This is a genomic window from Streptomyces sp. NPDC050743, assembly GCF_044456925.1.
Taxonomy (GTDB): Bacteria; Actinomycetota; Actinomycetes; order Streptomycetales; family Streptomycetaceae; genus Streptomyces.
The window spans coordinates 1-22,151 of the sequence record NZ_JBITGJ010000091.1 but is presented as its reverse complement, the minus strand read 5'-3'; the positions used below and the strand labels follow the sequence as shown (position 1 = coordinate 22,151).

At 69.9% G+C, this 22,151-nt stretch carries 21 protein-coding genes; 10 read left to right on the top strand and 11 right to left on the bottom strand.

Features of this window, described 5'->3' with window-relative positions; genetic code table 11:
* The first annotated feature begins 348 nt into the window (after positions 1-348).
* On the top strand, positions 349-1,557 hold the full coding sequence (locus tag ACIBJF_RS42930; protein WP_399182481.1) for an Ig-like domain-containing protein: 1,209 nt from the start codon (positions 349-351) through the stop codon (positions 1,555-1,557).
* Positions 1,558-1,791: 234 nt separating this feature from the next.
* Here ACIBJF_RS42930 and ACIBJF_RS42925 read toward each other — a convergent pair whose 3' ends face one another.
* Entirely contained in the window at positions 1,792-2,163 is a 372-nt protein-coding gene (locus tag ACIBJF_RS42925) for a fic family toxin-antitoxin system, toxin component (protein ID WP_399182479.1), read from the bottom strand.
* Entirely contained in the window at positions 2,160-2,417 is a 258-nt protein-coding gene (locus ACIBJF_RS42920) for a hypothetical protein (RefSeq protein WP_399182477.1), read from the bottom strand. Before ACIBJF_RS42920 ends, ACIBJF_RS42925 begins: the two co-directional genes overlap by 4 nt.
* Positions 2,418-2,918: 501 nt before the next feature.
* Here ACIBJF_RS42920 and ACIBJF_RS42915 point away from each other — a divergent pair.
* Positions 2,919-4,268 carry an MFS transporter gene (locus ACIBJF_RS42915; protein ID WP_399182475.1) on the top strand — a complete coding sequence of 450 codons (1,350 nt, stop codon included), beginning with the start codon at positions 2,919-2,921 and terminating at the stop codon, positions 4,266-4,268.
* A 275-nt stretch (positions 4,269-4,543) separates the two neighbouring features.
* Here ACIBJF_RS42915 and ACIBJF_RS42910 read toward each other — a convergent pair whose 3' ends face one another.
* Entirely contained in the window at positions 4,544-4,819 is a 276-nt protein-coding gene (locus tag ACIBJF_RS42910; protein WP_399182473.1) for a PASTA domain-containing protein, read from the bottom strand.
* Between the two features lie 434 nt (positions 4,820-5,253).
* Here ACIBJF_RS42910 and ACIBJF_RS42905 point away from each other — a divergent pair, with 434 nt between their 5' ends.
* Both ACIBJF_RS42905 and ACIBJF_RS42900 read left to right on the top strand, forming a co-directional pair.
* Complete coding sequence (locus tag ACIBJF_RS42905) at positions 5,254-5,820, top strand: hypothetical protein (protein ID WP_399182471.1); 567 nt, start codon at positions 5,254-5,256, stop codon at positions 5,818-5,820.
* Between the two features lie 396 nt (positions 5,821-6,216).
* Positions 6,217-6,408, top strand: a complete 192-nt coding sequence (locus ACIBJF_RS42900; RefSeq protein ID WP_399182469.1) for a hypothetical protein — start codon at positions 6,217-6,219, stop codon at positions 6,406-6,408.
* Between the two features lie 188 nt (positions 6,409-6,596).
* Here ACIBJF_RS42900 and ACIBJF_RS42895 read toward each other — a convergent pair whose 3' ends face one another.
* Complete coding sequence (locus tag ACIBJF_RS42895; protein WP_399182467.1) at positions 6,597-7,289, bottom strand: cytochrome b/b6 domain-containing protein; 693 nt, start codon at positions 7,287-7,289, stop codon at positions 6,597-6,599.
* Entirely contained in the window at positions 7,237-7,959 is a 723-nt protein-coding gene (locus ACIBJF_RS42890) for a molybdopterin-dependent oxidoreductase (RefSeq protein WP_399182465.1), read from the bottom strand. Before ACIBJF_RS42890 ends, ACIBJF_RS42895 begins: the two co-directional genes overlap by 53 nt.
* 486 nt (positions 7,960-8,445) lie before the next feature.
* Here ACIBJF_RS42890 and abc-f point away from each other — a divergent pair, with 486 nt between their 5' ends.
* The 4 genes from abc-f to ACIBJF_RS42870 all read left to right on the top strand — a co-directional run bounded on the left by abc-f (position 8,446) and on the right by ACIBJF_RS42870 (position 12,983).
* Positions 8,446-10,080 carry a ribosomal protection-like ABC-F family protein gene (gene abc-f / locus ACIBJF_RS42885; RefSeq protein ID WP_399182501.1) on the top strand — a complete coding sequence of 545 codons (1,635 nt, stop codon included), beginning with the start codon at positions 8,446-8,448 and terminating at the stop codon, positions 10,078-10,080.
* A gap of 79 nt (positions 10,081-10,159) precedes the next feature.
* Entirely contained in the window at positions 10,160-11,827 is a 1,668-nt protein-coding gene (locus ACIBJF_RS42880; RefSeq protein ID WP_399182499.1) for an ABC-F family ATP-binding cassette domain-containing protein, read from the top strand.
* Positions 11,828-11,980: 153 nt separating this feature from the next.
* Positions 11,981-12,544: a CGNR zinc finger domain-containing protein gene (locus ACIBJF_RS42875; protein WP_399182463.1), complete on the top strand. Its 564-nt coding sequence runs from the start codon at positions 11,981-11,983 to the stop codon at positions 12,542-12,544.
* A 289-nt stretch (positions 12,545-12,833) separates the two neighbouring features.
* A complete protein-coding gene (locus ACIBJF_RS42870) occupies positions 12,834-12,983 on the top strand; it encodes a hypothetical protein (protein ID WP_399182461.1) in 150 nt (49 codons plus the stop codon).
* A 511-nt stretch (positions 12,984-13,494) separates the two neighbouring features.
* On the opposite strand, the gene ACIBJF_RS42865 is transcribed toward ACIBJF_RS42870, so the two are convergent.
* From ACIBJF_RS42865 to ACIBJF_RS42845, 5 genes are all read right to left on the bottom strand, one after another.
* The gene (locus ACIBJF_RS42865; RefSeq protein ID WP_399182459.1) at positions 13,495-13,692 is read right to left on the bottom strand and encodes a hypothetical protein; all 198 of its coding nucleotides are present in this window, start codon (positions 13,690-13,692) and stop codon (positions 13,495-13,497) included.
* 100 nt (positions 13,693-13,792) lie between these two features.
* A complete protein-coding gene (locus tag ACIBJF_RS42860; protein ID WP_399182457.1) occupies positions 13,793-14,221 on the bottom strand; it encodes an organic hydroperoxide resistance protein in 429 nt (142 codons plus the stop codon).
* A 104-nt stretch (positions 14,222-14,325) separates the two neighbouring features.
* Complete coding sequence (locus tag ACIBJF_RS42855) at positions 14,326-14,688, bottom strand: hypothetical protein (protein ID WP_399182455.1); 363 nt, start codon at positions 14,686-14,688, stop codon at positions 14,326-14,328.
* A gap of 303 nt (positions 14,689-14,991) precedes the next feature.
* A complete protein-coding gene (locus ACIBJF_RS42850) occupies positions 14,992-16,434 on the bottom strand; it encodes an aldehyde dehydrogenase (RefSeq protein WP_399182454.1) in 1,443 nt (480 codons plus the stop codon).
* Between the two features lie 330 nt (positions 16,435-16,764).
* Positions 16,765-18,258: an MDR family MFS transporter gene (locus ACIBJF_RS42845; RefSeq protein WP_399182452.1), complete on the bottom strand. Its 1,494-nt coding sequence runs from the start codon at positions 18,256-18,258 to the stop codon at positions 16,765-16,767.
* A gap of 294 nt (positions 18,259-18,552) precedes the next feature.
* Between ACIBJF_RS42845 and ACIBJF_RS42840 the strand changes: the two genes are divergently transcribed.
* Positions 18,553-19,041, top strand: a complete 489-nt coding sequence (locus ACIBJF_RS42840; protein WP_399182497.1) for a TetR/AcrR family transcriptional regulator — start codon at positions 18,553-18,555, stop codon at positions 19,039-19,041.
* A 703-nt stretch (positions 19,042-19,744) separates the two neighbouring features.
* On the top strand, positions 19,745-20,821 hold the full coding sequence (locus ACIBJF_RS42835; protein WP_399182450.1) for an alpha/beta fold hydrolase: 1,077 nt from the start codon (positions 19,745-19,747) through the stop codon (positions 20,819-20,821).
* An 859-nt stretch (positions 20,822-21,680) separates the two neighbouring features.
* Here ACIBJF_RS42835 and ACIBJF_RS42830 read toward each other — a convergent pair.
* Positions 21,681-22,151, bottom strand: a 471-nt coding sequence (locus tag ACIBJF_RS42830; RefSeq protein ID WP_399182448.1) for a DNA-directed RNA polymerase subunit alpha C-terminal domain-containing protein, incomplete at its 5' end; no start/stop codon positions are given.

Sequence of the window (22,151 nt, the reverse complement as noted above, 5' to 3'; positions counted from 1 at the left end):
CCGCGTGCACACCGTTCACGAAGGCGTTGACGCTGCCCTCGACGGCGGCCTTCGGCCGGGGGATCTGTCGCCCGTGACCGGTGCCACGCTCGTCGCAGCGTCCCCGCCATGGCCGCACCGATCGGCGAGAGGAGATCCACGACGCGCCATCCACCTGGCTTGAGCAGAGCCTCGGCGACGCTCTCGCTGCGCGTGGAATCCGCCACAAATTACTCCCTTAGCAGGCGTAAATGCATAAAAGTAGTCCTTTAAGCCGGTTGCCCTCCTGCGGCAACCAGCTCCAGGATTCACCGACCAGCGACATGGGAGAAGCGTTTGATCACGGCACGTAAGCGAAGCACCAGGCTGATGGCTACGGCCGGCGTACTCGGCGGCGTACTCACGCTCACGGCCCTCGGCGGTACCAGCAACGCTGCCACGAGCGGTAACGACACCGCGAAGCATCCGAAGTCGCAGGCGCGGGCAGATCAGGCGGGCGCCCAGGACACGTCCGACGCCCGAATAAAGATCACGCCTGGGCAAGGTTCCCACGACGTCGGGATCAACGGCCCCGTCAATGTCACCGTCAGCAACGGCAAGCTCACCAAGGTGACGATGACCGCCGTCGCGACCGGTGCCGAGATCTCGGGCGCCCTGTCCGCGGACGGCACGTCCTGGAAGCCGAACGGCCGGCTGGAGCCGGCGACGAAGTATCAGGTCGCCGCAGAGGCCGAGGACGCCAAGCACCGCTCCGTCACCGGGAACGCCACGATCACCACGGTCTCCCCGGCCAACGACTTCATCGGGCACCTCTCCCCCGAGGACGGCTCGACCGTCGGCGTGGGCATGCCGGTGACGGTCAACTTCGACAAGGCGGTCAGCGACAAGGCCGCCGTGGAGTCGGAGATCCAGGTCAGCTCCAGCAGCGGCCAGCGGGTCGTCGGTCACTGGTTCAACGGCAACCGCCTGGACTTCCGCCCCGAGACCTACTGGAAGCCCGGCTCCACCGTCACCGTCAAGCTCCACCACCACGGCATCCAGAAGACGGTCACGTTCAAGATCGGCCGGAGCCAGATCAGCACCGTCGACGCCAAGACGAAGCAGATGACCATCGTACGGGACGGCAAGACGATCAAGACCATCCCGATCTCGTCCGGCAGCACCGAGCACCCGACGTACAACGGTCAGATGGTGATCTCCGAGAAGTTCAGGCAGATCCATATGAACGGTGCGAGCGTCGGCCTCACGGAGAAGGACGGCAAGCCCTCGTACGACATCAAGGCGGTACCGCACGCCATGCGCCTGACCGACTCGGGCACGTTCATCCACGGCAACTACTGGGGTGCCGACTCGATCTTCGGCAAGGCCAACACCAGCCACGGCTGCGTGGGCCTGAAGGACGTCAAGGGCGGCGGCGACGGCAAGCAGCCCGCCGCATGGTTCTTCGACAACTCGATGATCGGTGACGTCGTGATCGTCAAGAACTCCCAGGACAAGACCACGCTGGCCCCGGACAACGGCCTCAGCGACTGGAACATGCCGTGGACCGAGTGGGTCTCGGGCAGCGCGACCAGCTGACGCCACGCGACTCTCCGGACATGTGAACAGGAATCTTCCGGCAGGCGGCGGAGCGCTCGAACGACCCTCCCCCGGGAGCCCTCGCACGTCGTCGACGCTCCGCTGCCACGCCCGAAGCGCGCCGCACACAGAAGTACATCAAGGGACGTTCAAGGACAGCCGCGCTGCTGCGCCTGCAACACAGAGCATTACTGTGCGGCAGCGCCAGAACTCGGCCCAGCCCCCGGTACGGGATCAGGGCTTCCAGGTGCGCAGGAACGAGGCGATCCGGGCGGCGGTGCAGCGCGGGTTGTTCAGCTCCTGAGCGAGCGCGGTCAGCTGCTCGCGCGTGGGGCTGACCGGGATATTGCTGGCCTCGAGATACATGACGGCGACGGCGCAGGTGACGGTGAGGTTGGAGCGCTCCAGCCAGCGGCAGCGGCCCAGGGTGTGCACCAGGGCGGCAGCGCGGGCGAAAGCGCCGTCGTAGACGGGCGTATCGAGGAGCTCACCGCGGTGACGAGCGACGGCGGCGATGGGCACGCCGTAGTCGTCGGCGGCCGGGTCGCGGTGCCCGGCCCGTTCCGCCACTTCCAGGATCCAGGACTCGTCGACGTACAGGATCACGCGGCAGAGCCCGGCTGCCGCTGCTCGGACGGGGCGTCGAGCTGCTGCTCCAGATCGTCAAGGAAGTCGCCGTGCTCATCGATCAGCCGTTGGGCGGCCACCATACCGGCAGCGCGAGCGCCGGTGGTGTCCTCGATGATCAGCCGCTCCACGTACTTGTTGAAGTCCAGTCGGCGGGCGCGTGCGGCGGCCTTGCCGGCCTCCAGCACGTCCTCCGCCAGCCTGACCTGCGTCTGCTTCTTGGTGGACGTCACACCCCAGATGGTAGCAGGGTGGTAGCAGGCTGGGGGGGGGGAGTCGGTGCCGCGGCGCTCGTGCGGGGCCGTGCCCCAGGCCGACTGGCGCCGGCGGCACCGGCCTGAAACAGGTTCAGCAGTCGCACACGCTTCGGCGGCATGCCCCCATCGATTCCGTCACGGCAGATTCGCAGTGGAGTTGGAGTGGCCCGCAGGCCCCTTCTGAGGGCGTATCACGCGGCAGGCGGGGTGCCCCGAACAACGGGAACGGCCAGCGCCTCGCAGGCGCGGGACTCCGGGTGGACGATGGTCCGGTGTCCGGTCCTGTCGGCCGACGCCGTCGTCCGCGCCCTGGTCGGCGACCGGCCCTTGGAAGTGCTGCACTCAGGGCGATCCGTGCCCGTTGCCACCGACGCTGCCCAGCAGCTGCACACGAAAGACGCCGTATGACCCCAACCCCAGCCCGCCCTTCGGAGCTGGTCGAGATGGTCGGCATCGCCGGCATCTCGGCGGAATGCGGTGGGCCCAGTGCGCTCTGAAGGCTGCCCATTGCCCGCAGCTGCGCGCCGGGCGCGGGTGGCAGTGACAGCGATCTTCTTCGTCCACGGCGCGGTTTTCGCCTCCTGGGCCGCCAGGGTTCCCGCCATGCAGACCGAGCTCCGGCTGTCCGACGGGCTTCTGGGCCTGGTACTGGTTGGTCCGGGAGTCGGCGCGCTGGTCGGCAGCCAGGCGGGCGGGCTGATGGTGCGGGGCCTCGGCAGCCGTGCGGTGAGTGCGATGGCGCCTGTAGCTCTGAGTGTGCCGCTGGGCCTCATCCCGACGGCGCACTCGGCATGGACCCTGATGGGCCTACTGGTGTTGCTCGGAGCGGCCGACGCGTGCACGTCGGTGGCCATGAACGCTCAAGCGGTCATCGTGCAGCGGCGGTACGGACGGGCGGTGCTCAACTCGATGCACGCCCTCCGTAGCGTCGGTGCCGTCACCGGCGGGCTGGCCGGAGTGGCTACCGCGGCCCTCGGTCTGACGCTGACGACCCAGTTCGTGGTCATGGCCGCCGTCCTCGCCATCGTGTCGGCGGTGGCGGCCTGCGGACTCGGGTCGGAGTGGGAGCCCGCGCAGTGCGTGCAGCGGACCGACCGCACCGGACAGGTCGAATGGACCACGACACCGGGGACGAAAGCCGAGGCGGATACCGCCCGGCCCGGGACACCGCAGGCCGGAGCGCAGACCGAGGACGAACGCTTCTCCGACGTGGGCAGACGAGAGGCGACCAGGCAGGGAGCAGACCGGCGGATGATCGTGTTGCTGTTCGCGCTGATGACCTTCCTGGCCGCGTTGGTGGAGGATGCTCCGGCGTCCTGGAGCGGCGTGTACCTGAGGCACGTGGGGGCGGACACCGCTACCGCCGCAGCCGGATACGCGGCCTTCTCGGCCGGGTCGGTCCTCGCCCGACTGTTCAACGACTGGATGGTCGACCGCATCGGCTGGGACCGCCTCATCCGAGTAGGCACTCTGTGCTGCGCCGCCGCGCTGACCGGGGCACTGCTTCTCGGACAGCCCGGCATCACGCTGGCGGCGTTCGTTGTCGCCGGTGCGGGGATCAGCGCGGTCTTTCCCGGCGCGTTCACGGCCGCAGGCGGGCTACCCAACGCGCCTGTGGCCATGGGGCAGGTCGGCTTCGCCGGGAATCTCGGCTGGCTCCTGGTCTCCCCCATCATCGGCGGTCTGGCAACGTTCGTCGGGCTGCCGACTGCCCTCGGCCTTCTTGTCGTCGCGGCAGTGGTCATCGCCGGCCTGGCCCCGATCACCAGCTCGGCTGCACCAGCGCGCTCGGATACGGAGCAGACCGCCCAGGAGATGAACGGCTGAGGGGACCTCCGTCCGCAAGGACGGTCACACTCATGGTGTCAACAACCCAGATCGTGTTCGCCGGTCCCGGCCGAGTCGAGACCCGGCGCAGACAACTGAAGCCCGTCGGCGGCGGCCAGGCTCTCATCGGGTCACTCAGTGCGGCTTGCGCGCGTCGTAAGTCGTCGATGGCAGCTGCGAGCACGAAGTGGCCGTGGCGTGACGGAGTGTTCGAACGCCCGCAGGCCGTAGTCCCAAGCCCGGTGCGCCGCAGCGCACCGGGGCCGCATCTAGGGCTATGGGCAGTGCTCCCCGAACTTCACCGCATCCAGCGTGACCGGCTGCCCGGACAGCTTCGCCCCTGCGGCCGGCTCCTGCGTGCACACCTGCCAGTTCGACTCGATCAGCACCCATCGACTTGCGCCGGTCGCGTCGTTCACGGTGATCGAGGTGCTGGAGTCGAGAGCCTCGCGGGCGGCCTTCACGCTCTTGCCGCGGAAGTCGGGCATCTTTCCGTCGGCAGCCGAGGGCGCGGCCTGGTCGTGGGCCGGGCAGGATTCGGCCAGCTTCACCGCGCCGAAGTCGAGCTTCGTGGTCGTGGCCGTTTGGGTGAGGGCAGGTCCACCGGGACGGCGCAGAGGCGGATGCGGACCGCTCCGCGCGTGTCCTCGATGCGGTCGACGGTGAGCCGGGAAATCGCTGCGGGCCACGCCGGTCCGCGCGGTGTCTCAAAGGGATCCGCAGTCCATGCGCCTCGACGCAGTCGTACACGTACTGCGTGGTGGCGCACCACCTGCCGCGTCGACGCGGTAGCCGGGGCGGCGCAGCACCAGGTCCGCACCAAAGTGGAAGTCCTACTCACGGCAGTGGACGGCCACGCCGCCTCCCTCCCAGGCGGAAATCGCACGGCGTCGATGTCCGCCCGAGGGATGGGAATCGGGCAGGTTCTCGGTCAGAGTGGACGTACTCGGTCGAGGGGGAAGCCGTGGCGGGGGAAGAAGGACCGATGACGGAGTCCGGTCTGTTCGAGCTGGACGCCGTCGTGGTGGGGCAGCCGAAGCGTTCATGGTGGCGCAGATACGTCGGCCCCGCCCTGGCCGTGTCCACCCTGAAGGGGACCCCGCTCGCCTGGGTCACGTACACCGACGACACGTACTCCGTCCTCACGACGACGTCCGGCGAGTCCATAGTCCGTATCGAGCAGTTCAGGCCGGCTGAGTTCCGGTTCACCGACGCCGCGGACCGGGAGGTCGGTACCGCCGGTGCCCGTGGGCTCATGAAGACCCGGCAGCTGAGCCTCCAGACGGAGCAGGGACGCTGGCTCTTCCTCACGCGGCCGGGTCTCCTGTACGCCGAGTGGCATCTCACGGAGACCGATCCGGAAGGGGGCCCGGCGCCGGAGATTCTCGGCCGGGTCACGGTGAGCACCATCGACTCGTGGATCGGGTTGCAGCAGTACGTTGTCGAATTGGACCCTCGCCTGGACGCCTCGGAACGGCGGACCGTCGTCGCCTCGGTCGTCTGCCTGCACCTGCTCCGCCGGCCGCCGGGGGCCAGCACCGCGCCGGCGTGAGAGGGGTTCTGGTGCTGTGTCCCGGACGGTTCACCGGGTCCTGTCGGATGTGAGCACGGTCACCGGAGGGCGTGTGAGCGGGCAGTGGTCGTCACGGCGTGGAGCAAGGTCGCGGAGGCCAGGGAACCACACCCTGTGCCGGTACGGGCCTCGCCGCAGCATGGGTAGGACCGTACGACTGCCCGAGTAGGTAGACGTTCACCATCGAAGGCGACGACGAGTCGGTCGTCCCTGACCTGCCGCTGACGGTGACCACTGACCGACCGGACCGACGTGACCAGTGCCCGACACCTTCCTTCGTCACCACCTTGACAGGTGACGCACGAGGGTGCACGCTGCTACCAGGTCCAGCCGTCGAGCAGGACACCATCCACGACCGAGGAAGCGGAGAAGGCCATGAGCAAGGAATCCACGCCGGACGCCGCAGCCGCAGCCCGGCACGCACGTTACGGCCGGCTCCCCGAGCGCATCCGCTTCGAGGACATGACGGAAGAGGTCGAGGCCGGGCCGAGCGGTGTGAAAACCGCCTACGACCCGGAAGGCTCGTGGAAGTACTACTCGTGCCTGGCGCTCGACGTCGGGCTGTAGCCACCCGGGACGCCGACCGGTAGAAGCGGCTCGTTCGCTCCGCTCGTCAGGCCATTGCCCGAACGGGTGTCCGCTCCGGCGGACGCCCCTCACCGACGTGCCGACCAGGCGCCGGGGCGCTGCGGTCGTCCGGGAACCCTTACGGGGCCGGGCGTGCCCCTCGTCGAGGGACCTCATCGAGGGAGGCGTCACACCTTGTCCACCTGCTCGGAAACGTTTCCCGCCTGCTCCTCGCGCAGCCACCGGGAGTGGTATCGCTCCGCCCAGGACCGGCTCACGTATCCGGTGCGCATGCCCAGCCGCGCCTCGGGGTCCTGGAAGGCCTTGCGCATGTGTCCGAGCAGGACGAAGGTGATCGCCCAGGCCAGCAGGTCGTGGACGAAGATCGCGCTGGTGCGGGAGATGAAGGGCGCCAGCCCCATGAACCACATCAGCAGACCGGTGAACATCATCACGAGGACCGCGCCGGCGATCCAGCCCGCATAAAGTTTCTGGCCCGCGTTGAACTTGCCGGCCGGGCGCGCCTCGGGAGAGGTGTGGCGCCTGCGCACGGCCCGCAGCCACTGCCGGTCGTACACCGCGAAGCGGTTCAGCCGGCGCAGGTCCGCGCGGAAATCGGCGGACAGGAGCCCCAGCAGGAAGGGCAGCGGCAGCGATATGCCCGACCACTCGTGCACGGTGACCATCAGATGCCGCCGCCCGACGAGCTGGGCGAGAGGCCCGATATAGAGGCAGGCGGCCGAGACCAGGCACAGCAGCATCAGCCAGCCGGTGGCCCGATGGACCATGCGCGGGGCGGTGCCGAAGCGGCTGACGCGGCCGGTGGGGTCAGGCCCCGTCGCCGTGCCGGTCGACGCCGTCGAGCCAGCCGTCGATCGCATATCCGCGTTCCTCCCAGTAGCCGGGAACGACCTTGTCGGTGACCGAAATGCCGGACAGCCACTTGGCCGACTTGTAGAAGTACATGGGGGCCACGTAGAGGCGGACCGGTCCGCCGTGCTCGTGGGTGATGGGCTTGTCCTGCATGTTCAGCGCGACCAGGACGTCCGAGCGGCGGGCCTGTTCCAGGGTGAGGCTCTCGGTGTAGGCGCCGTCGAAGCAGGTGAAGCGGACCGCCGCGCCCGGGGAACGCACTCCGGCGGCGTCGAGGATGTCCGCGAGCCTCACCCCTTCGAAGGGCGTCTTGTCCACGCGCCAACCGTCCGTGCACAGCACGTCGCGCACGATCCGGGTCTGCGGCATCGCGCGCAGTTCGCCGAGCGTGTAGCTCTTCGGCTTGTCCACCAGTCCGCCGACCCTCAGCGCGTAGTTCGTCTCGTCCTTGTGCGGCACCGAACCGACGACGCTGTAGTACCGGAATCCGCCCGGGTTGGGCAGCAGTCCGGTCAGGCCCGTTGCGTCGACCTGGGAGGCGGCGCCGAGGAACCCCTCCCAGCCGCGCTGCAGATAGGGCGCGGCGGCGAGCCCGGCGGCGCCCGCGCCGAGCATGCCCAGCATCGCCCGTCGCGCCACCGGTGCGCCCTCGGCACTCCGCTTCGGCTTTCCTGCCATGGTCCGTGTGCTCCTTCAAGGTGGCGACGGTCCCGGCGCGGTGCGCCGCACGGGGCGGAACTGGCCGGGCGAGCCCACACGCGTGAACGCGGGGCGAGTCATCGCGACATCCGTCACCTGCTTAACTGGTGACGATGCTGTCATGCGGACCTCGGGCTGTCAACGACGGGACGTCGGCGCCGTGAGGCGGGACTTCCCCACGGGCCGGTCGGCACGCACCGGCACACACATATGACCGGGGAACGCCTGCACCGTCGGCGAGCAGGGCCACGATGGCTGCTAGGGTGCCTCCGACCTAGACCATGTATCGAGGAGTCGCAGACGTGGTGGGTGACGACGACATCTCCGGGTGAGATCCGGATCTGACGGCCACCGGACGCGCTGAGGAGCGCCGCCGAGGTGGCCCGTCTCGTCGTACCCCCTTTTGCCATGTCTGCCCAGGGCAGGGGCCTGTTCACTGCCCGCGATCCGCCCGAGGTCACCTCCATGTCCGACGTCGCCGTCGTCTGCTCGAACCTGTCCTTCGCCTGGCCCGACGACACCCCCGTCTTCCACGACCTGTCCTTCGCCGTGACAGCCGGCCGAACGGGCCTGGTCGCCCCCAACGGCTCCGGCAAGTCCACCCTGCTCAAGCTGATCGCCGGTGAACTGAAGCCCGCCACCGGCTCGGTGGTCGTCGACGGCGCGCTCGGCTACCTCCCGCAGAGCCTGCCCCTGGCCGGCGATCTCACCGTCGCCGAGGTGCTCGGCGTCGCCGACGTGATCCGCGCCCTGGACGCCGTCGAGTCCGGGGACGTGAGCGAGGAGCACTTCACCACCATCGGCGACGACTGGGACATCGAGGAACGCACCCGCGCCCAGCTGGACCGCCTGGGCCTCGCCGACCTCACCCTGGACCGCAGCCTGAGCACGCTCAGCGGCGGCCAGGTCGTCTCGCTGGGCCTCGCCGCCCAGTTGCTCAAGCGCCCGGACGTGCTGCTGCTCGACGAGCCCACCAACAACCTCGACCTGAGGACGCGACACAAGCTCTACGACGCGCTGGCGGACTTCGCCCGCTGCCTGCTGCTGGTCAGCCACGACCGCGCGCTGCTCGACCGCATGGAACGCATCGCCGAGCTGGGCAGCGGAGAACTGCGCTTCTACGGCGGCAACTTCACCGACTACGAGGAGGCGGTGCGGGCTGAGCAGGAGGTCGCCGAGAAGAATGTGCGCAACGCCGAACAGGAACTGAAGCGGGAGAAGCGGGAGATGCAGCAGGCCCGCGAACGCGCCGAGCGCCGCACGAGCAACGCCGCACGGAACCTCAAGAACGCGGGTCTGCCCCGCATCTTCGCCGGCAACATGAAGCGCGGCGCGCAGGAGTCCGCCGGCCGGGCCGGGCAGATGCACGCGGCCCGGGTCGGCGAGGCCAAGGCCCGCGTCGACGAGGCCGGACGCGCGCTGCGCGAGGAGCAGCGCCTCACCCTGGAGCTGCCCGACACCCAGGTGCCCGCCGCACGCAACCTGTTCATCGGCGAGGGGATGCAAGTCCACCACGGCGACCGGCCCGTGTTCGCCGACGGCGGGGTCGACCTCACCGTCCGCGGCCCCGAGCGCATCGCGCTGACCGGGCCCAACGGCGCCGGCAAGACCACCTTGCTGCGGCTGGTCAACGGCGATCTCGCCCCGGACGGTGGGGAGATCAGGCGGAACGTCGGCCGGATCGCCTACCTCTCACAGCGCCTGGACCTGCTGGACCTGGACCGCACCGTGGCGGAGAACTTCGCCGAGTTCGCTCCCGGGCGGCCCGAGGCGGAGCGGATGAACCTGCTCGCCCGCTTCCTCTTCCGGGGTGCCCGGGCACACCTGCCGGTCGGTGTCCTGTCCGGAGGCGAACGGCTGCGCGCCACGCTGGCCTGCGTGCTGTACGCCGAGCCCGCCCCCCATCTGCTGCTGCTCGACGAGCCGACCAACAACCTCGACCTGGTCAGCGCGGGTCAGCTGGAGGGTGCGCTCAACTCTTACCAGGGCGCCTTCGTGGTGGTCAGCCACGACGAGCGGTTCCTCACCGAGATCGGGGTGAACCGCTGGTTGCGGCTGGCCGACGGAGCGCTCAAGGAGTCGGGGGCACCCGCGGTGTGAGCCGCCGGCGTGTGCAGTGGCCCGCGTCCGAGGCCGTGCGCCCGGCGGGCCGACCACCGATCACGTGGGACGGATTCCTGTGCCTCAAGCCGCTCTGCTCGCTCACGACCTCGTCCGCGTCCTGGGAGGCCGGCGAGTCCTCGACGGTGTCTCCCTGACCGCCTCCCCCGGCCACCGCATCGGCCTGATCGGGGAGAACGGCGTCGGCAAGTCCACTCTGCTGCGGGTGCTGGCCGGCGTGGACGAACCCGACGCGGGGAGCGTCACGCGCCCCGGCGACCTCGGCTTTCTGCACCAGGAGATGCCCTTCGACGCCGCCACGACCATCGCGGCGGTGCTCGACGAGGCGCTGCGCGAGGCGCGTGAGGACCTCGCGGAACTCGAACGGCTCGGCGAGGAGCTGGCCCGCGTCCCGGAGGGGGATCCGGGCCATACGGACCTCCTCGACACCTACGGCAGGCGGCTGGAGCAGGCCCAGGACCGGGAGTCCTGGGACGCCGACCGCCGCGCGGCGCTGGTGCTGGCCGGCCTGGGCCTCGGCGCGCTCCAGCACGACCGCACGCTCGGCTCGCTGTCCGGCGGGCAACGCGGCCGGCTGGCCCTCGCCGCACTGCTCGTGCGCAGGCCGTCGGCACTGCTGCTGGACGAGCCGACCAACCACCTCGACGACGGTGCCGCCGCCTTTCTGGAGGAGCAGGTCCGCGGCCTGCCCGGCACCGTGGTCGTCGCCAGCCACGACCGGGCGTTCCTGGACGCCGTCTGCACGGATCTGATCGACCTCGACCCGGCGTTGGACGGTCCGGTCCGCTACGGCGGCACCTACAGCGCCTACCTGGACGACAAGCGCGCCGAGCGGGAACGCTGGGAGCGCCGGTACGCCGAGGAGCAGCAGGAACTGGAGGAGCTGCGGCACGCGGCAGGCGTGACCGCGCACCGCCTCGCGCCCGACCGGTGGCGGCGCGACAACGAGAAGATGGGCTACGGCCACCGGGCCGGCCGGGTACAGAGCCAGATCTCCCGCCGGGTGCGCAACGCCACCCGGCGGTTGGAGGAGTTGGAGCGCGCCCGGGTCGCGGAGCCTTCCCGGCCGCTCGGGTTCGCGGTCGGTGAGCTGGCCGCGCGTGCCGATGAAGGCCCGCAGCCCCTGGTGTCCTTGCGGGACGTCCGGGTGCCGGGCCGGCTCGCGCTGGAGGGTCTGGAGGTGACGGCGACAGACCGGCTGCTGGTCACCGGCGGCAACGGGGCCGGCAAGTCGACGCTGCTCGCCGTCCTCGCCGGACATCTGCCGGCCGAGGGCGAGGTGCGCAGGCGGCGCCGGCTGACGGTGGGGCTGCTCGGCCAGGACACCGTGTTCGACCGGCCCGACCGCAGGGTCCGCGACACCTATGAGCAGTCGCTGGGTGCCGAGCGAGCCGAGAAGGTGCCGCTGAGCTCGCTCGGACTCATGCACGAGGCTGACCTGGGCAAACCGGTCGGGCAGCTGTCCGTGGGGCAGCGCCGGCGGCTCGCGCTGGCCCTGCTGGTGGCCCGCCCGCCCCAGCTGCTGCTGCTCGACGAGCCCACCAACCACCTGTCCCCCGCCCTGTGCGACGAGCTGGAGGCCGCGCTCGGCCCCGGTCCCGGCGCGATCGTCCTCGCGAGCCACGACCGCTGGCTGCGGAGGCGGTGGCAAGGCCGCGAACTCCGCCTGGAGCAGGGGCGCGTGCAGCGGGAGGAGGAGGAGTCGACGGCCCGTTCCCGGTCCTGACCCGCGCCCGCCGGACACCGTTTCCGGTCCTGACCTCCGCTCCATACGCGAGGTGCCGGTGCCATACGATCGTGAGCACACGACCCCAGGGGGTGACCGGCCCGAGGGTGACGAACCTTGCGCTAGCCGGAAATCACCTGTCAAGATGGTGATGTGAATCTTAACCATGTCTTCGTATGCGGACACCCGGCCCTGGACTTCGTGGCCACCCTTCGTGCCCGGCGCTCGATCCGGTTCGAGATGTTCGTGACGCCGGAGCGGCTCAATGCCTGGTACCTGGAGTCCGGACTCGTGGACACGATCACACCCGGTGACGAGGAGGACGTCCGGGAGGCGATCGCCGTGCGCGAGGCCCTCTACCGGCTGGTCACCAACCGACGGCTCGGTGAGGAGTTCGACCGCGAGGCACTCGCCGTGGTCAACGGCGCCGCGCGCAAGACCCCCGCGACGCCGCAGCTCACCGTGGCCGGGCGGCACACCGAGGCGACCTCCGGGCAGGCCCTGGCCACCGTCGCCCGGCAGGCCGTCGAACTGCTCAGCGGCCCGGACGTCCCGCTCCTGAAGGAGTGCGGCAACCCGGAGTGCACGCGTGTCTACATCGACCGTTCCCGGGGCACGCGACGGCAGTGGTGCGGCATGGAGTCGTGCGGCAACAAGATCAAGGCAGCCGCGTACCGCGCCCGCAAGAAGGCCGCACCCGCCGTCACCGCACGCTGACCTCCGCGACGCTTCTGTGCGTCCGAGACGATCCGCTGGTCGCCGTTCTCCGGTCCCGCGCTGTGGAGTCGGCAGAGGTGGTGGAGCAGCGGTTCTTCGAGGCTCTGGAACTTCGCGAAGAAGCAGGAGGAGCCCGTCGTCGCGAAGGCGAAGCGGGTACCCGCCGGAACCGCGTCACGGCACCCGACGTCGGCCAGGCCCGCGTCGGCCTCTGACCAGTGACCTCCTGGCGGAGCTGCTCGGCAACCACGAGGAGCCGCGGCCGGCCTAGGAGTTGTGGGATGAACTCATGAAGAAGTACCCGGACCGCAACCCGACGCGGCAGGTGGTGCGGAACACCCTCGAATTCCTGGTCGCCAAGGGACGCAACCGGCGTCACAAGCAGCAGCGCTCCATCAAGTGCACCCACGTGAAGCGGGACAAGGCCGCCGCTGGCTGACACCTTCGCTCGTCCCGCGGGCTGGTGGTTCCCGGCCGGACACCTGTATGCCCTGTGACGCGGGCCGATCACCTGTGACGGTGAGGCGTCCTGGCGCGGAGTTCGCCCCACAGCACCGCGTCCGCCAGTCGGGCCGCCTGGTCGATGTCGTCGGCAGTCGGGGTGCGCATGAGTTCCCGCACGGTCGGTGCCGCACTGCTAGAACTACCCCTCGCGGGGCGCAGTACGTGAACACATACACGACGACCGTCGGACACCACCTCCGACGACCGACGGGCGCGCGGTGGATCGAGACCCCGAGACGCCGGCCACACCGGTGCACCCCGACGCCGTGGGTGAGGGCGCGATGGCCGCCGCCGTCGAGAGCGCGCGCTCGCCCGTCACGCGTGGATGTTCCACACGTGGCACCGCTGACCTCCCGACCCGTCGGTGTCCCAGGCCGGACCGGACCAGCACGGTCCCGTGGCGGGCCGGCCTTTCGGTACCGCGATCTCCGCGCCCGGATCCGCCGTCAGAAGAAGCTGGATGCCGACGGGCCGTACCCCGACACCGCCGCGCTCTCCGCCCAGTGCCACACCTGCGTGTCGGCAGGCCACTGACGCTCCTCGGAGTGTGCCGTGTCCCGGGGCGGCCACTCGCCGGAGACGGCCGAGACACGGCCGAGGGCGGAACGACGGTGCTTGGCGTTCCCTACGTGTGTGTAAGTCATCGAGGCCATGCCCTGCCTTCGCTCTCCGGTCGATGGTGTGGGAAACGGGTCCCGCGCAGGGGGGAAGTCAGCACGGGACCCGCCTCCAGGGAGGGGTGCGTCAGGCGGCGGCGCTGGCGTTGATCGTGACGGGCACGTTGTCGCGTGTCGCCTTGGAGTACGGGCAGATCTGGTGGGCGGCGTGCGCGAGTTCCTCTGCGGTGGCCTGGTCCACGCCGCCAAGGACCGGGGTGAGGACTGCGGAGAGGGAGAACTCGCCGTCGTCGCCGTGAGTGAGGGTGACCTCGGCCGTAATGGTGGTGCTGGTCAGCCGGATCTTGCGCAGGGTGGCGGCGCGGCGGAGGGCGCCGAGGAAGCAGGCGGCCCAGCCCGCGGCGAAGAGCTGCTCGGGGTTGGTCGCGGTGCCGGCGCCGCCCAGCTCCTTCGGGAGCGCGAGGCTGGTCTCCAGCAGGCCGTCGGAGGAGCGGACGTGACCGCCGTTGCGGCCCTCTCCGTCGACGTCGACAACGGCGGTGTAGCTGACTGCCATGACTGGGCTCCCCATCTGGGTCGAATGGTCTTCGGGCGCCTTCTGACCAGCACACTCTTGCGTCACTGGTTGAGACGGTGACGCAATCATGGCAGCCCTTCGCGTCACCAGTCAAGGCGGTGACTTTTCGCCTCTCCGTGGAAACCTGAGTCATACGGCCCCTCCCCCTCCGCCGTCGCACGTCCCTTGAGCGCGACCTGCATGTGTGCGTGGCAACAGAGCACACGCGTGAGACAATCGCCGTACGCCAACGGCCGTTTCGGCAATCGGGAGCCGAACTGCCTGACGGCTGCCGCCAGACCGCCCGCACCCCACCGCTGCGCCACCTGCCCCGTCGTGGAGAGGAACCGCAACCCGGCCCGGTCGACGAAGGCGCCGTCCCGGACATCGCCGAGACCGACAACCCGCCCCTGCGCCTGCTGCCGGGCAAGGGCGTCGTCGCCGTCGCCCCACACGGTCCAGGTCATCGACGGCGGCCTGAACCATCTGCCCGGTCGGACTTCAAGCGCATCACGGCCAGAACGGGCGGCACCGAGTCGATGCCTGATTCCGCCTTCGGCTCACGGGATGAAGAGCGGCCGTGGCCCGGCCCCGGCACGCGGTCGGCGGGGACGGCCGTGGGCCCCGTGGCGATGGCGCACGTACGGCGGGAGGCCGGGGGAAAGCGATGGCGTCGCAGCCGTCCGTGGGCAGTCGGAAACGCCGCGCCGGCGGCAGGCGGTCGGCTCCACCTGCCGCCGTCGGCGGATCTGTCCGTGGTCGGTATCGGGTCAGAGGGTGATGGTCTTGTACTCGGTGTAGGTGCCGAGGCCGACCGCGCCGTACTCGCGGCCGATGCCGCTGGCCTTGAAGCCGCCGAACGGGCCGTCGAAGGCGACGGAGGCGCCGTTGATGGTGATAGTGCCGGTGCGGACGCGGCGGGCGACCGCCAGGGCATGCTCCTCGTCGGAGGACCAGACACCGCCGGAAAGGCCGTACTCGGAGTCGTTGGCGATGCGGACGGCGTCGTCCTCGTCGTCGTAGGCGATGACGACCAGCACTGGGCCGAAGATCTCCTCCTGCGCGATGCGCATGGAGTTGTCCACGTCGGCGAAGACGGTGGGCGTGACGTAGTTGCCCTTCCCCAGGCCCTCGGGGATCTGCGGGCCGCCGGTGACCAGGCGGGCGCCCTCCTCGATGCCGAGCTGGATGTAGTTGCGTACCCGCTCCTGCTGGTCGGGGCGGATCATCGGGCCGATGAAGGTGTCGGGGTCGCCCGGGTCACCGACCTTCAGGGACTCCACCAGTTCCTTCAGCGCGGCCACGACCTCCTCGTACCGGCTCCGCGGGGCCAGGATCCTGGTCTGGGCGATGCACGACTCGCCGTTGTTGAGCAGGGAGCCGAACTTCACGCCGGCGACGGCCTTCTCGATGTCGGCGTCGGCGAGGATGATGGCGGCGGACTTGCCGCCCAGCTCCAGGCTGACCCGCTTGAGCTGCTCGCCGGCGATCGAGGCGATGCGGCGGCCGGCCGCCGTCGAGCCGGTGAAGGCGATCTTGTCGACCTCCTTGTGCGACACCAGGTACTCACTGGTCTCCCGGTCCGCAGGCAGGACGCTGATCACGCCCTCGGGCAGGCCCACGCGCTCCAGCAGCTCGGCCAGGAAGCCCATGCTCAGCGAGTTCTCCGGGGACACCTTCAGGACCACGGAGTTGCCGGCGACCAGCGCGGGGATGATCTTCGAAGTGGCCGAGGAGAACGGCGAGTTCCACGGGATCACGGCGGCCACCACGCCGATCGCCTCACGGCGCACCACACTGCGCACCGGGGACGCAGGGTCAGAGGGCACCAGGGTCTCCTCCCAGGCGAACTCCTCCGCCGCCTTCAGGTAGGCGTTCGCCTGCCGGGTCAGGCTGGGCTGTCCGGCCCGGGTGAACCATCCCGCCGAACCGTTCTCCAGCGAGATCAGGTGCGCGATCTTCTCCGCGTTCTCCTCGCGCAGCGCGTTGAACCGCCGCAGGACCGCGATCCGTTCCGCGGGCGGCGCCGAACGCCACACACCCGCCTCGAACGAGGCCCGCGCCGCGGCCACCGCGCGGTCGATGTCCGCCGGCTGCGCCTGGGCGGCGCGGCCGACCACCGACTGGTCGTGCGGCGAGGCGATGCCGAGCAGCTCCGGGTCGCTCGGCTCCACCCAGGAACCCCCGATGAAAAGCCGGTCGTAAGTGATCATGTGCTCTCTCTCCTTCGGGGTATCCTTCAACTGTCACATAAATGTAGCACTTAATCGCTGTAGATACACATAGTCGAGATGGAAAGCATATGATCCTCCGCACTGGAGCTGCGATTAGATTCAGAGAGCCGACACAGAGCGCAATCTGTCGGTCTGACCACCGGGGCGCGGCTTGTCGTCAGCGGAAGGGCCGCGGGGCAGCGCGTGATGCCGGGCCGCGTCGCCGGTCAGCGCGCCGGGCGCGCCTTTCGAGGAGTGCAGGTGTTCGCGAACCACCGCGGCCAGCGCCCAATGAAGGCGCCGGCCGGGTGGAGTGCGGTGATTGGGTGCTCAGGCGGCTGGGACGGTGCCCTTGGCGTCGGCGTTGGCGGGGTCGGTGACGCCGGTCCCCTGCTCCTGCCCTGTCCTGCGGGCGGGCTTGAGGAAGAGGGCCAGAAGGGTGCCGACGGCGAGGGCGGGGGTGATCCAGAGGTATCCGGCGGCGGTGGCGTGGGCGAAGGCGTCCAGCGCGGTGTCGCGCAGGGCCGCCGGGAGAAGGGAGACGGTGTCCGGGCGGGCGGCGTCGAAGCCGCCGGAGGTCGGCAGGCCGTGGGTGCGGTCGACGAAACCGGTGTTCAGGAGGGCGCCGAAGACGGCGACACCGAAGGCCGCGCCGATGGAGCGGGCGAAGGTGACCACCGCGCTGGCGGCGCCGAGGTCGGCGGCGGGCACGCTGTTCTGCACGGTGGTCAGCACGACCATCGGGACCATGCCGATGCCGACACCGGTGATGAGGAAGTAGGCGCTCAGGACCAGAGTGTCGGTGACGGCCCCGATGGTGCCCAGCAGGAGCAGCCCGGCGAGGTTGGCGAGCAGGCCCGTGAGGAGGATCGGACGCAGCCGGCCGGTGTGGGCGGACCAGCGTCCGGCCAGGGACTGGCTGACGACCAGGCCGGCAACCAGCGGCAGCATGTGGATGCCGGAGAAGGTGGCCGAGACCCCGTGGACGATCTGCAGGTAGGTGGGCAGATACACCAGGACGGCGAACATGGCCGCGTTGGCGACGAATCCGATCAGCGAGGAGAAGACCACGGTCCTGGAGGCGAACATGGCCGGCGGTAGCACCGGGGCGGCGGCGCGGCGCTCGACGGGCACCAGCAGGGCGCCGAGTGCGACGGTGGCGACGATCAGGCCGATGATGGCCGGCGAGCCCCAGCCCCAGCGCTCGCCGAAGGACGTGACCAGGATCAGGCCGGTGGCGATGGCTGCCAGCACCAGGGCGCCCGCGTAGTCGACGCGGCCCTTGGCCCCCCTGACGCTCACCGGGAGTGCCCGCGCTGCGATGACCAGGGCGACGGCCCCCACGGGCAGGTTGACCAGGAAGGCCCACCGCCACGACAACTGGTCGGTGAAGACACCGCCGAGCAGGGGGCCGACGATGCTGGCGACACCGTAGACCGAACCGAACATGCTCTGGTAGCGGCCGCGTTCGCGGGGGGCGACGATGTCACCGACCAGGGCGAAGGTCAGCACGATCATTCCGCCGCCGCCCACGCCCTGCAGCACGCGGGCGCCGATCAACTCGGGCAGGTTCCGGGCCAGGCCGCAGGCCACCGAGGCGATCAGGAAGAGGGTGGTCGAGGCCAGGTACAGGCGCTTGCGGCCGAACATGTCGCCGAGCTTGCCCCACAGCGGGGTCACCGCCGTCGACGCCAGCAGATACGCGGCGCTGACCCACGCGATGTCGTCGAACCCGGTCAGGTCCTGCGCTATCCGCGGCAGCGCCGTCGACACGATCGTCTGGTCCAGGGCCGCCAGGAGGACCGCCAGGACCAGTGCGCTCATGGCGGCGGCAACACCGCCGGTTCCAAGGGAGGGGGACTGCTGTGCCTTCGGCATGGAGGTGTGCCCTTCTACACGGGGTGCCAGTGGTGGCGCGCAAACCGCCTGCGAGACGGATGTGACTCAATTTGCTGGCACTATCAGCTCTATCTGTCACATGAATGTAGCACTTAGTCCGAAGGGTTGCACACATGAGGGGCGATAGGCGTCTCAGATTTCACATGCCACCGCTAGACTGCTGCGGTGAGAGCCGACGCAGCACGCAATCTGGAAGCCGTTCTGACCACCGGGGCGCGGATGCTCGCCGCCGACCCGGGCGCGAGCATCGCGAGCATCGCCGCCGAGGCAGGGGTGGACCGGCGTACGGTCTACCGGCGCTTCGCCTCTCGCGAGGAACTCCTCGCCGCCATCTACGCGGCCCGTCTCACGGCCATCGAGCAAGCCATCGAGGACGCCCGGCTGCGCGAGGCCCCCGTCACCGTCGCGCTGCACCGCTACGTCGAGAACATCATCGCCGTCAATCGCACCTGGCCCGTCGACCTCGCCCGCATGCTCGCCGACGACACCGTCCACGCACGCCGCGACGCCTCCATCCGCGAAGTCGACACCTTCCTCCAACGCGCCACCGACGAAGGCCTACTCCGCGCCAACCTGCCGCAAGGGTGGGCGAGCGCACTGCTGCCGCAGCTCATGCACCTCGTATCCCGGCAGATGCCCCATCTGAGCCCCGCCCAGGCGGCGGACGTCGTCGTCGACACCCTGTTGCACGGCATCGGAACGTCCTGACCCCTCAAGGCCCGGCAACGGCGGAAGTCCCCCTCCCGCATGCACCGTTCGGGATTCAGTCCATCCCGCCGTATTCCGGCGCGAAGGCAGCCAGTTGCCGGCCGGTCGAGCGGGATCTCGAACACACCCGCATCCGCCTCGCCCACGGCCTCCGCCTGCGCCACACCCTAGGACGCGAAGCCGCACGCCACTCGCCGACCCTGGCACACCGGAGACCTTCGAACGGCTCGGCACCCCCCGGAACGAACGAGCCCGGGCCGAGCCGAGAGCGTCGGGGCCGGCCACGCGCGCCACGAACACTCAGCCGGCCGAACGGACCTGGCATGAACGCCGGATCGGGGACCTCGCCGTCGGCGGCCTGACCCACAAAGGAGATCGGCGAACGCATACACCTGTCGCCGCGCACGGTCAACTCCCACCTCTACCGGACGGCGGTGTCACCGCCCGCGTCGTACCGCCAAGTGACGGATGTGTCCGGTCTCGTCGCGAACGACAGTGCGTATCGCCGGCCCGGGCCGCGGAAGAACAGCCTCTGCACCACCGCCCGGCACGGGGACGTCTTCGCGTCACCTGTTTGACGGGTGACGAACCATGTGCCAGGGTCGTCACGCCACAAACCGGCGGTGCTCTCGTACCCGGGAAGGGAGCGGGAGTTCCCCGGACGTGGACCGGTCACCGGAGAACGCACCACGGAGGGGTTCAGATGATCAACAGGCGTACCTTCAGCAAGGCCGTCGGCCTGGGCGCCGGGGCGGCCGCGGTCTCGTTGTCCGGCCTGCAGAGCAACGCGTCCGCCGCCACCGGCACGGCCGCCTCCCCGCAGCCCGGCGGCACGCCCGCTCCCACCGTCCCCAGCATCGTCCCCGGCACCCACACCGACTTCCGCACGCTCAAGCAGATCAAGGCCGGCGTCCTTGACATCGGCTACGCCGAGGCCGGACCCGCGCACGGCCGGGTGGTCATACTCCTGCACGGTTGGCCCTACGACATCCACAGCTACGTCGATGTCGCCCCACTCCTCGCCGACCTCGGCTACCGCGTTATCGTCCCCTACCTGCGCGGCCACGGCAGCACTCGCTTCCTGTCCCGGCACACCCCGCGCAACGCCGAGCAGTCCGCGATCGCCCTCGACATCATCGCGCTGATGGATGCCCTCAAGATCGACCAAGCTGTGCTGGCCGGCTTCGACTGGGGCTCACGCACCGCCGACATCATCGCCGCACTGTGGCCCGAACGCGTCACGTCCCTGGTCTCCACCACCGGCTACGTGATCACCAACGTCAAGGCGCAGCTGACGCCCGCCGCCCCGACCGTCGAGCACAACTGGTGGTACCAGTGGTACTTCGCCACCGATCGCGGCAAACAGGCCATGGAGAACGTCGACGAGCGCATCGCCCTGTGCCGCTACGTGTGGACCCTCGTCTCCCCCAACTGGAACTTCGCCGACGCCACCTTCCAGCGCACCGCCCAGGCCTTCCGCAACCCCGACTACGCCGCCATCGTCCTCTACAACTACCGCTGGCGCATCGGCCTCATCGAGGGCGAACCCCGTTACGCCCGCTACGAGAAGCAGCTCGCGGCCCAGCCCGCCATCCACGTTCCGACCATCACCCTCGACCCCGCCCTCGACCCCTTCACGCCGCCCGGCGACGGCACCGCCTATCGCAGCCACTTCACCGGGCCCTACGAGCACCGCACCATCGCGAACATCGGGCACAACCTGCCGCAGGAAGCGCCCACCACGTTCGCCCAGGCCGTCGTCGACGCCGACCACCTCTGAGCCCACGCGCCCGTCATCGACGCGGCCACCGACACACCACGTCGGTCACTCCCCGGAGGAGTCCCGGACGAGCGAAGTCCGGTGGAACCGTCTGACCGCCGCGCACCTGCGCGACCCCGCGGCAAGAGACGCGGTGACGCTTCCGCTCGTATTGGTTATCGAAAGGTGTGCCGTCGGGCGGCTGGCCTCCGAGCACACGGGGGTGGTGGTAACGCCGTTCGATGCCGGCGGGTCTGTCGGAGCACTACATGGCCTGCGGGGCCCTGCGCGTCCCGAACGCCTCATGGGCGTCGTGCCGTACCAGGGCGCACCCGTCACCGCTCCCGAGCACGGGACGGCGGCGGCCCGTATGGTCGAGGCGTTGGCCGCGCGGCACGCTGGCTACCCGGGCTGCCCGACGTGCTGACCGCGTTCGGCGCCATGTCCGGCATGTCCACCGACGAGCAAACCACGGTGGTCTCCCGGCGCGTGCTGCTGGCGTACTTCGCCCTGGTCGTCGTGGGCCGGCACGACCTGGCTCGCCGTAGTAGTGGAGGGCTGTCGGCCCGCCCCGGAGCGAAAGCCGAGGATCAGCTTCGGGCAGGCGCGCGGCTCAGCAGACGTAATCCCGCCCCAGACCACGTGGGATCCACAACACAGCAACCGGACCCGCCCCGCAGCGCTTCCCCTAGGGCCGATGCGCGACCTGTATGACCGTCACCGACCGATCCCTCCAAGGCAACTGACCATCTTGATCAGGCTCCGAGGCCTTGGGCGTCTGCACCTTCGCCCGTGAGCCACCGGGGAGCCGGGTGCAGTCGGCCGGTGCTCATCACTGGCTCCTCTGCCTTCCTGGCTCCCCCACGACCCGGCGCAACCGTCAGTACTGCTCGGTCTCCATGAAACCCGGACCCCCGTTGTCGTCCGCGTCGAAGGCAGCGGCGGTCGGATCGAATCCGGGCGGGCTGTCCTTCAGGGCCAGGCCCAGGCCGGCCAGCTTCGCCTTGACCTCGTCGATGGACTTCGCACCGAAGTTGCGGATGTCCAGCAGGTCCGCCTCCGAGCGAGCCAGGAGCTCGCCCACCGAGTGGACGCCCTCGCGCTTGAGGCAGTTGTAGGAACGGACCGTGAGCTCCAGCTCCTCGATCGGCAGCGCCATGTCGGCGGCCAGGGCGGCGTCCGTGGGGGACGGGCCCATGTCGATGCCCTCGGCCTCGATGTTCAGCTCGCGCGCCAGACCGAACAGCTCGACCAGCGTCTTGCCGGCCGACGCCATGGCGTCACGCGGACGCATGGCCTGCTTGGTCTCGACGTCGACGATCAGCTTGTCGAAGTCGGTGCGCTGCTCGAC

Bases quoted from the DNA above. Each gene is read 5' to 3' on its own strand.
- ACIBJF_RS42855 (WP_399182455.1), bottom strand. From the start codon at position 14,688: ATGACCTGGACCGTGTGGGGCGACGGCGACGACGCCCTTGCCCGGCAG.
- ACIBJF_RS42870 (WP_399182461.1), top strand. From the start codon at position 12,834: ATGAAGAAGTACCCGGACCGCAACCCGACGCGGCAGGTGGTGCGGAAC.
- ACIBJF_RS42930 (WP_399182481.1), top strand. From the start codon at position 349: ATGGCTACGGCCGGCGTACTCGGCGGCGTACTCACGCTCACGGCCCTC.
- ACIBJF_RS42895 (WP_399182467.1), bottom strand. From the start codon at position 7,289: ATGCGATCGACGGCTGGCTCGACGGCGTCGACCGGCACGGCGACGGGG.
- ACIBJF_RS42900 (WP_399182469.1), top strand. From the start codon at position 6,217: ATGAGCAAGGAATCCACGCCGGACGCCGCAGCCGCAGCCCGGCACGCA.
- abc-f (WP_399182501.1), top strand. From the start codon at position 8,446: ATGTCCGACGTCGCCGTCGTCTGCTCGAACCTGTCCTTCGCCTGGCCC.
- ACIBJF_RS42905 (WP_399182471.1), top strand. From the start codon at position 5,254: ATGACGGAGTCCGGTCTGTTCGAGCTGGACGCCGTCGTGGTGGGGCAG.
- ACIBJF_RS42890 (WP_399182465.1), bottom strand. From the start codon at position 7,959: ATGGCAGGAAAGCCGAAGCGGAGTGCCGAGGGCGCACCGGTGGCGCGA.
- ACIBJF_RS42840 (WP_399182497.1), top strand. From the start codon at position 18,553: ATGCTCGCCGCCGACCCGGGCGCGAGCATCGCGAGCATCGCCGCCGAG.
- ACIBJF_RS42850 (WP_399182454.1), bottom strand. From the start codon at position 16,434: ATGATCACTTACGACCGGCTTTTCATCGGGGGTTCCTGGGTGGAGCCG.
- ACIBJF_RS42845 (WP_399182452.1), bottom strand. From the start codon at position 18,258: ATGAGCGCACTGGTCCTGGCGGTCCTCCTGGCGGCCCTGGACCAGACG.
- ACIBJF_RS42865 (WP_399182459.1), bottom strand. From the start codon at position 13,692: ATGACTTACACACACGTAGGGAACGCCAAGCACCGTCGTTCCGCCCTC.
- ACIBJF_RS42835 (WP_399182450.1), top strand. From the start codon at position 19,745: ATGATCAACAGGCGTACCTTCAGCAAGGCCGTCGGCCTGGGCGCCGGG.
- ACIBJF_RS42860 (WP_399182457.1), bottom strand. From the start codon at position 14,221: ATGGCAGTCAGCTACACCGCCGTTGTCGACGTCGACGGAGAGGGCCGC.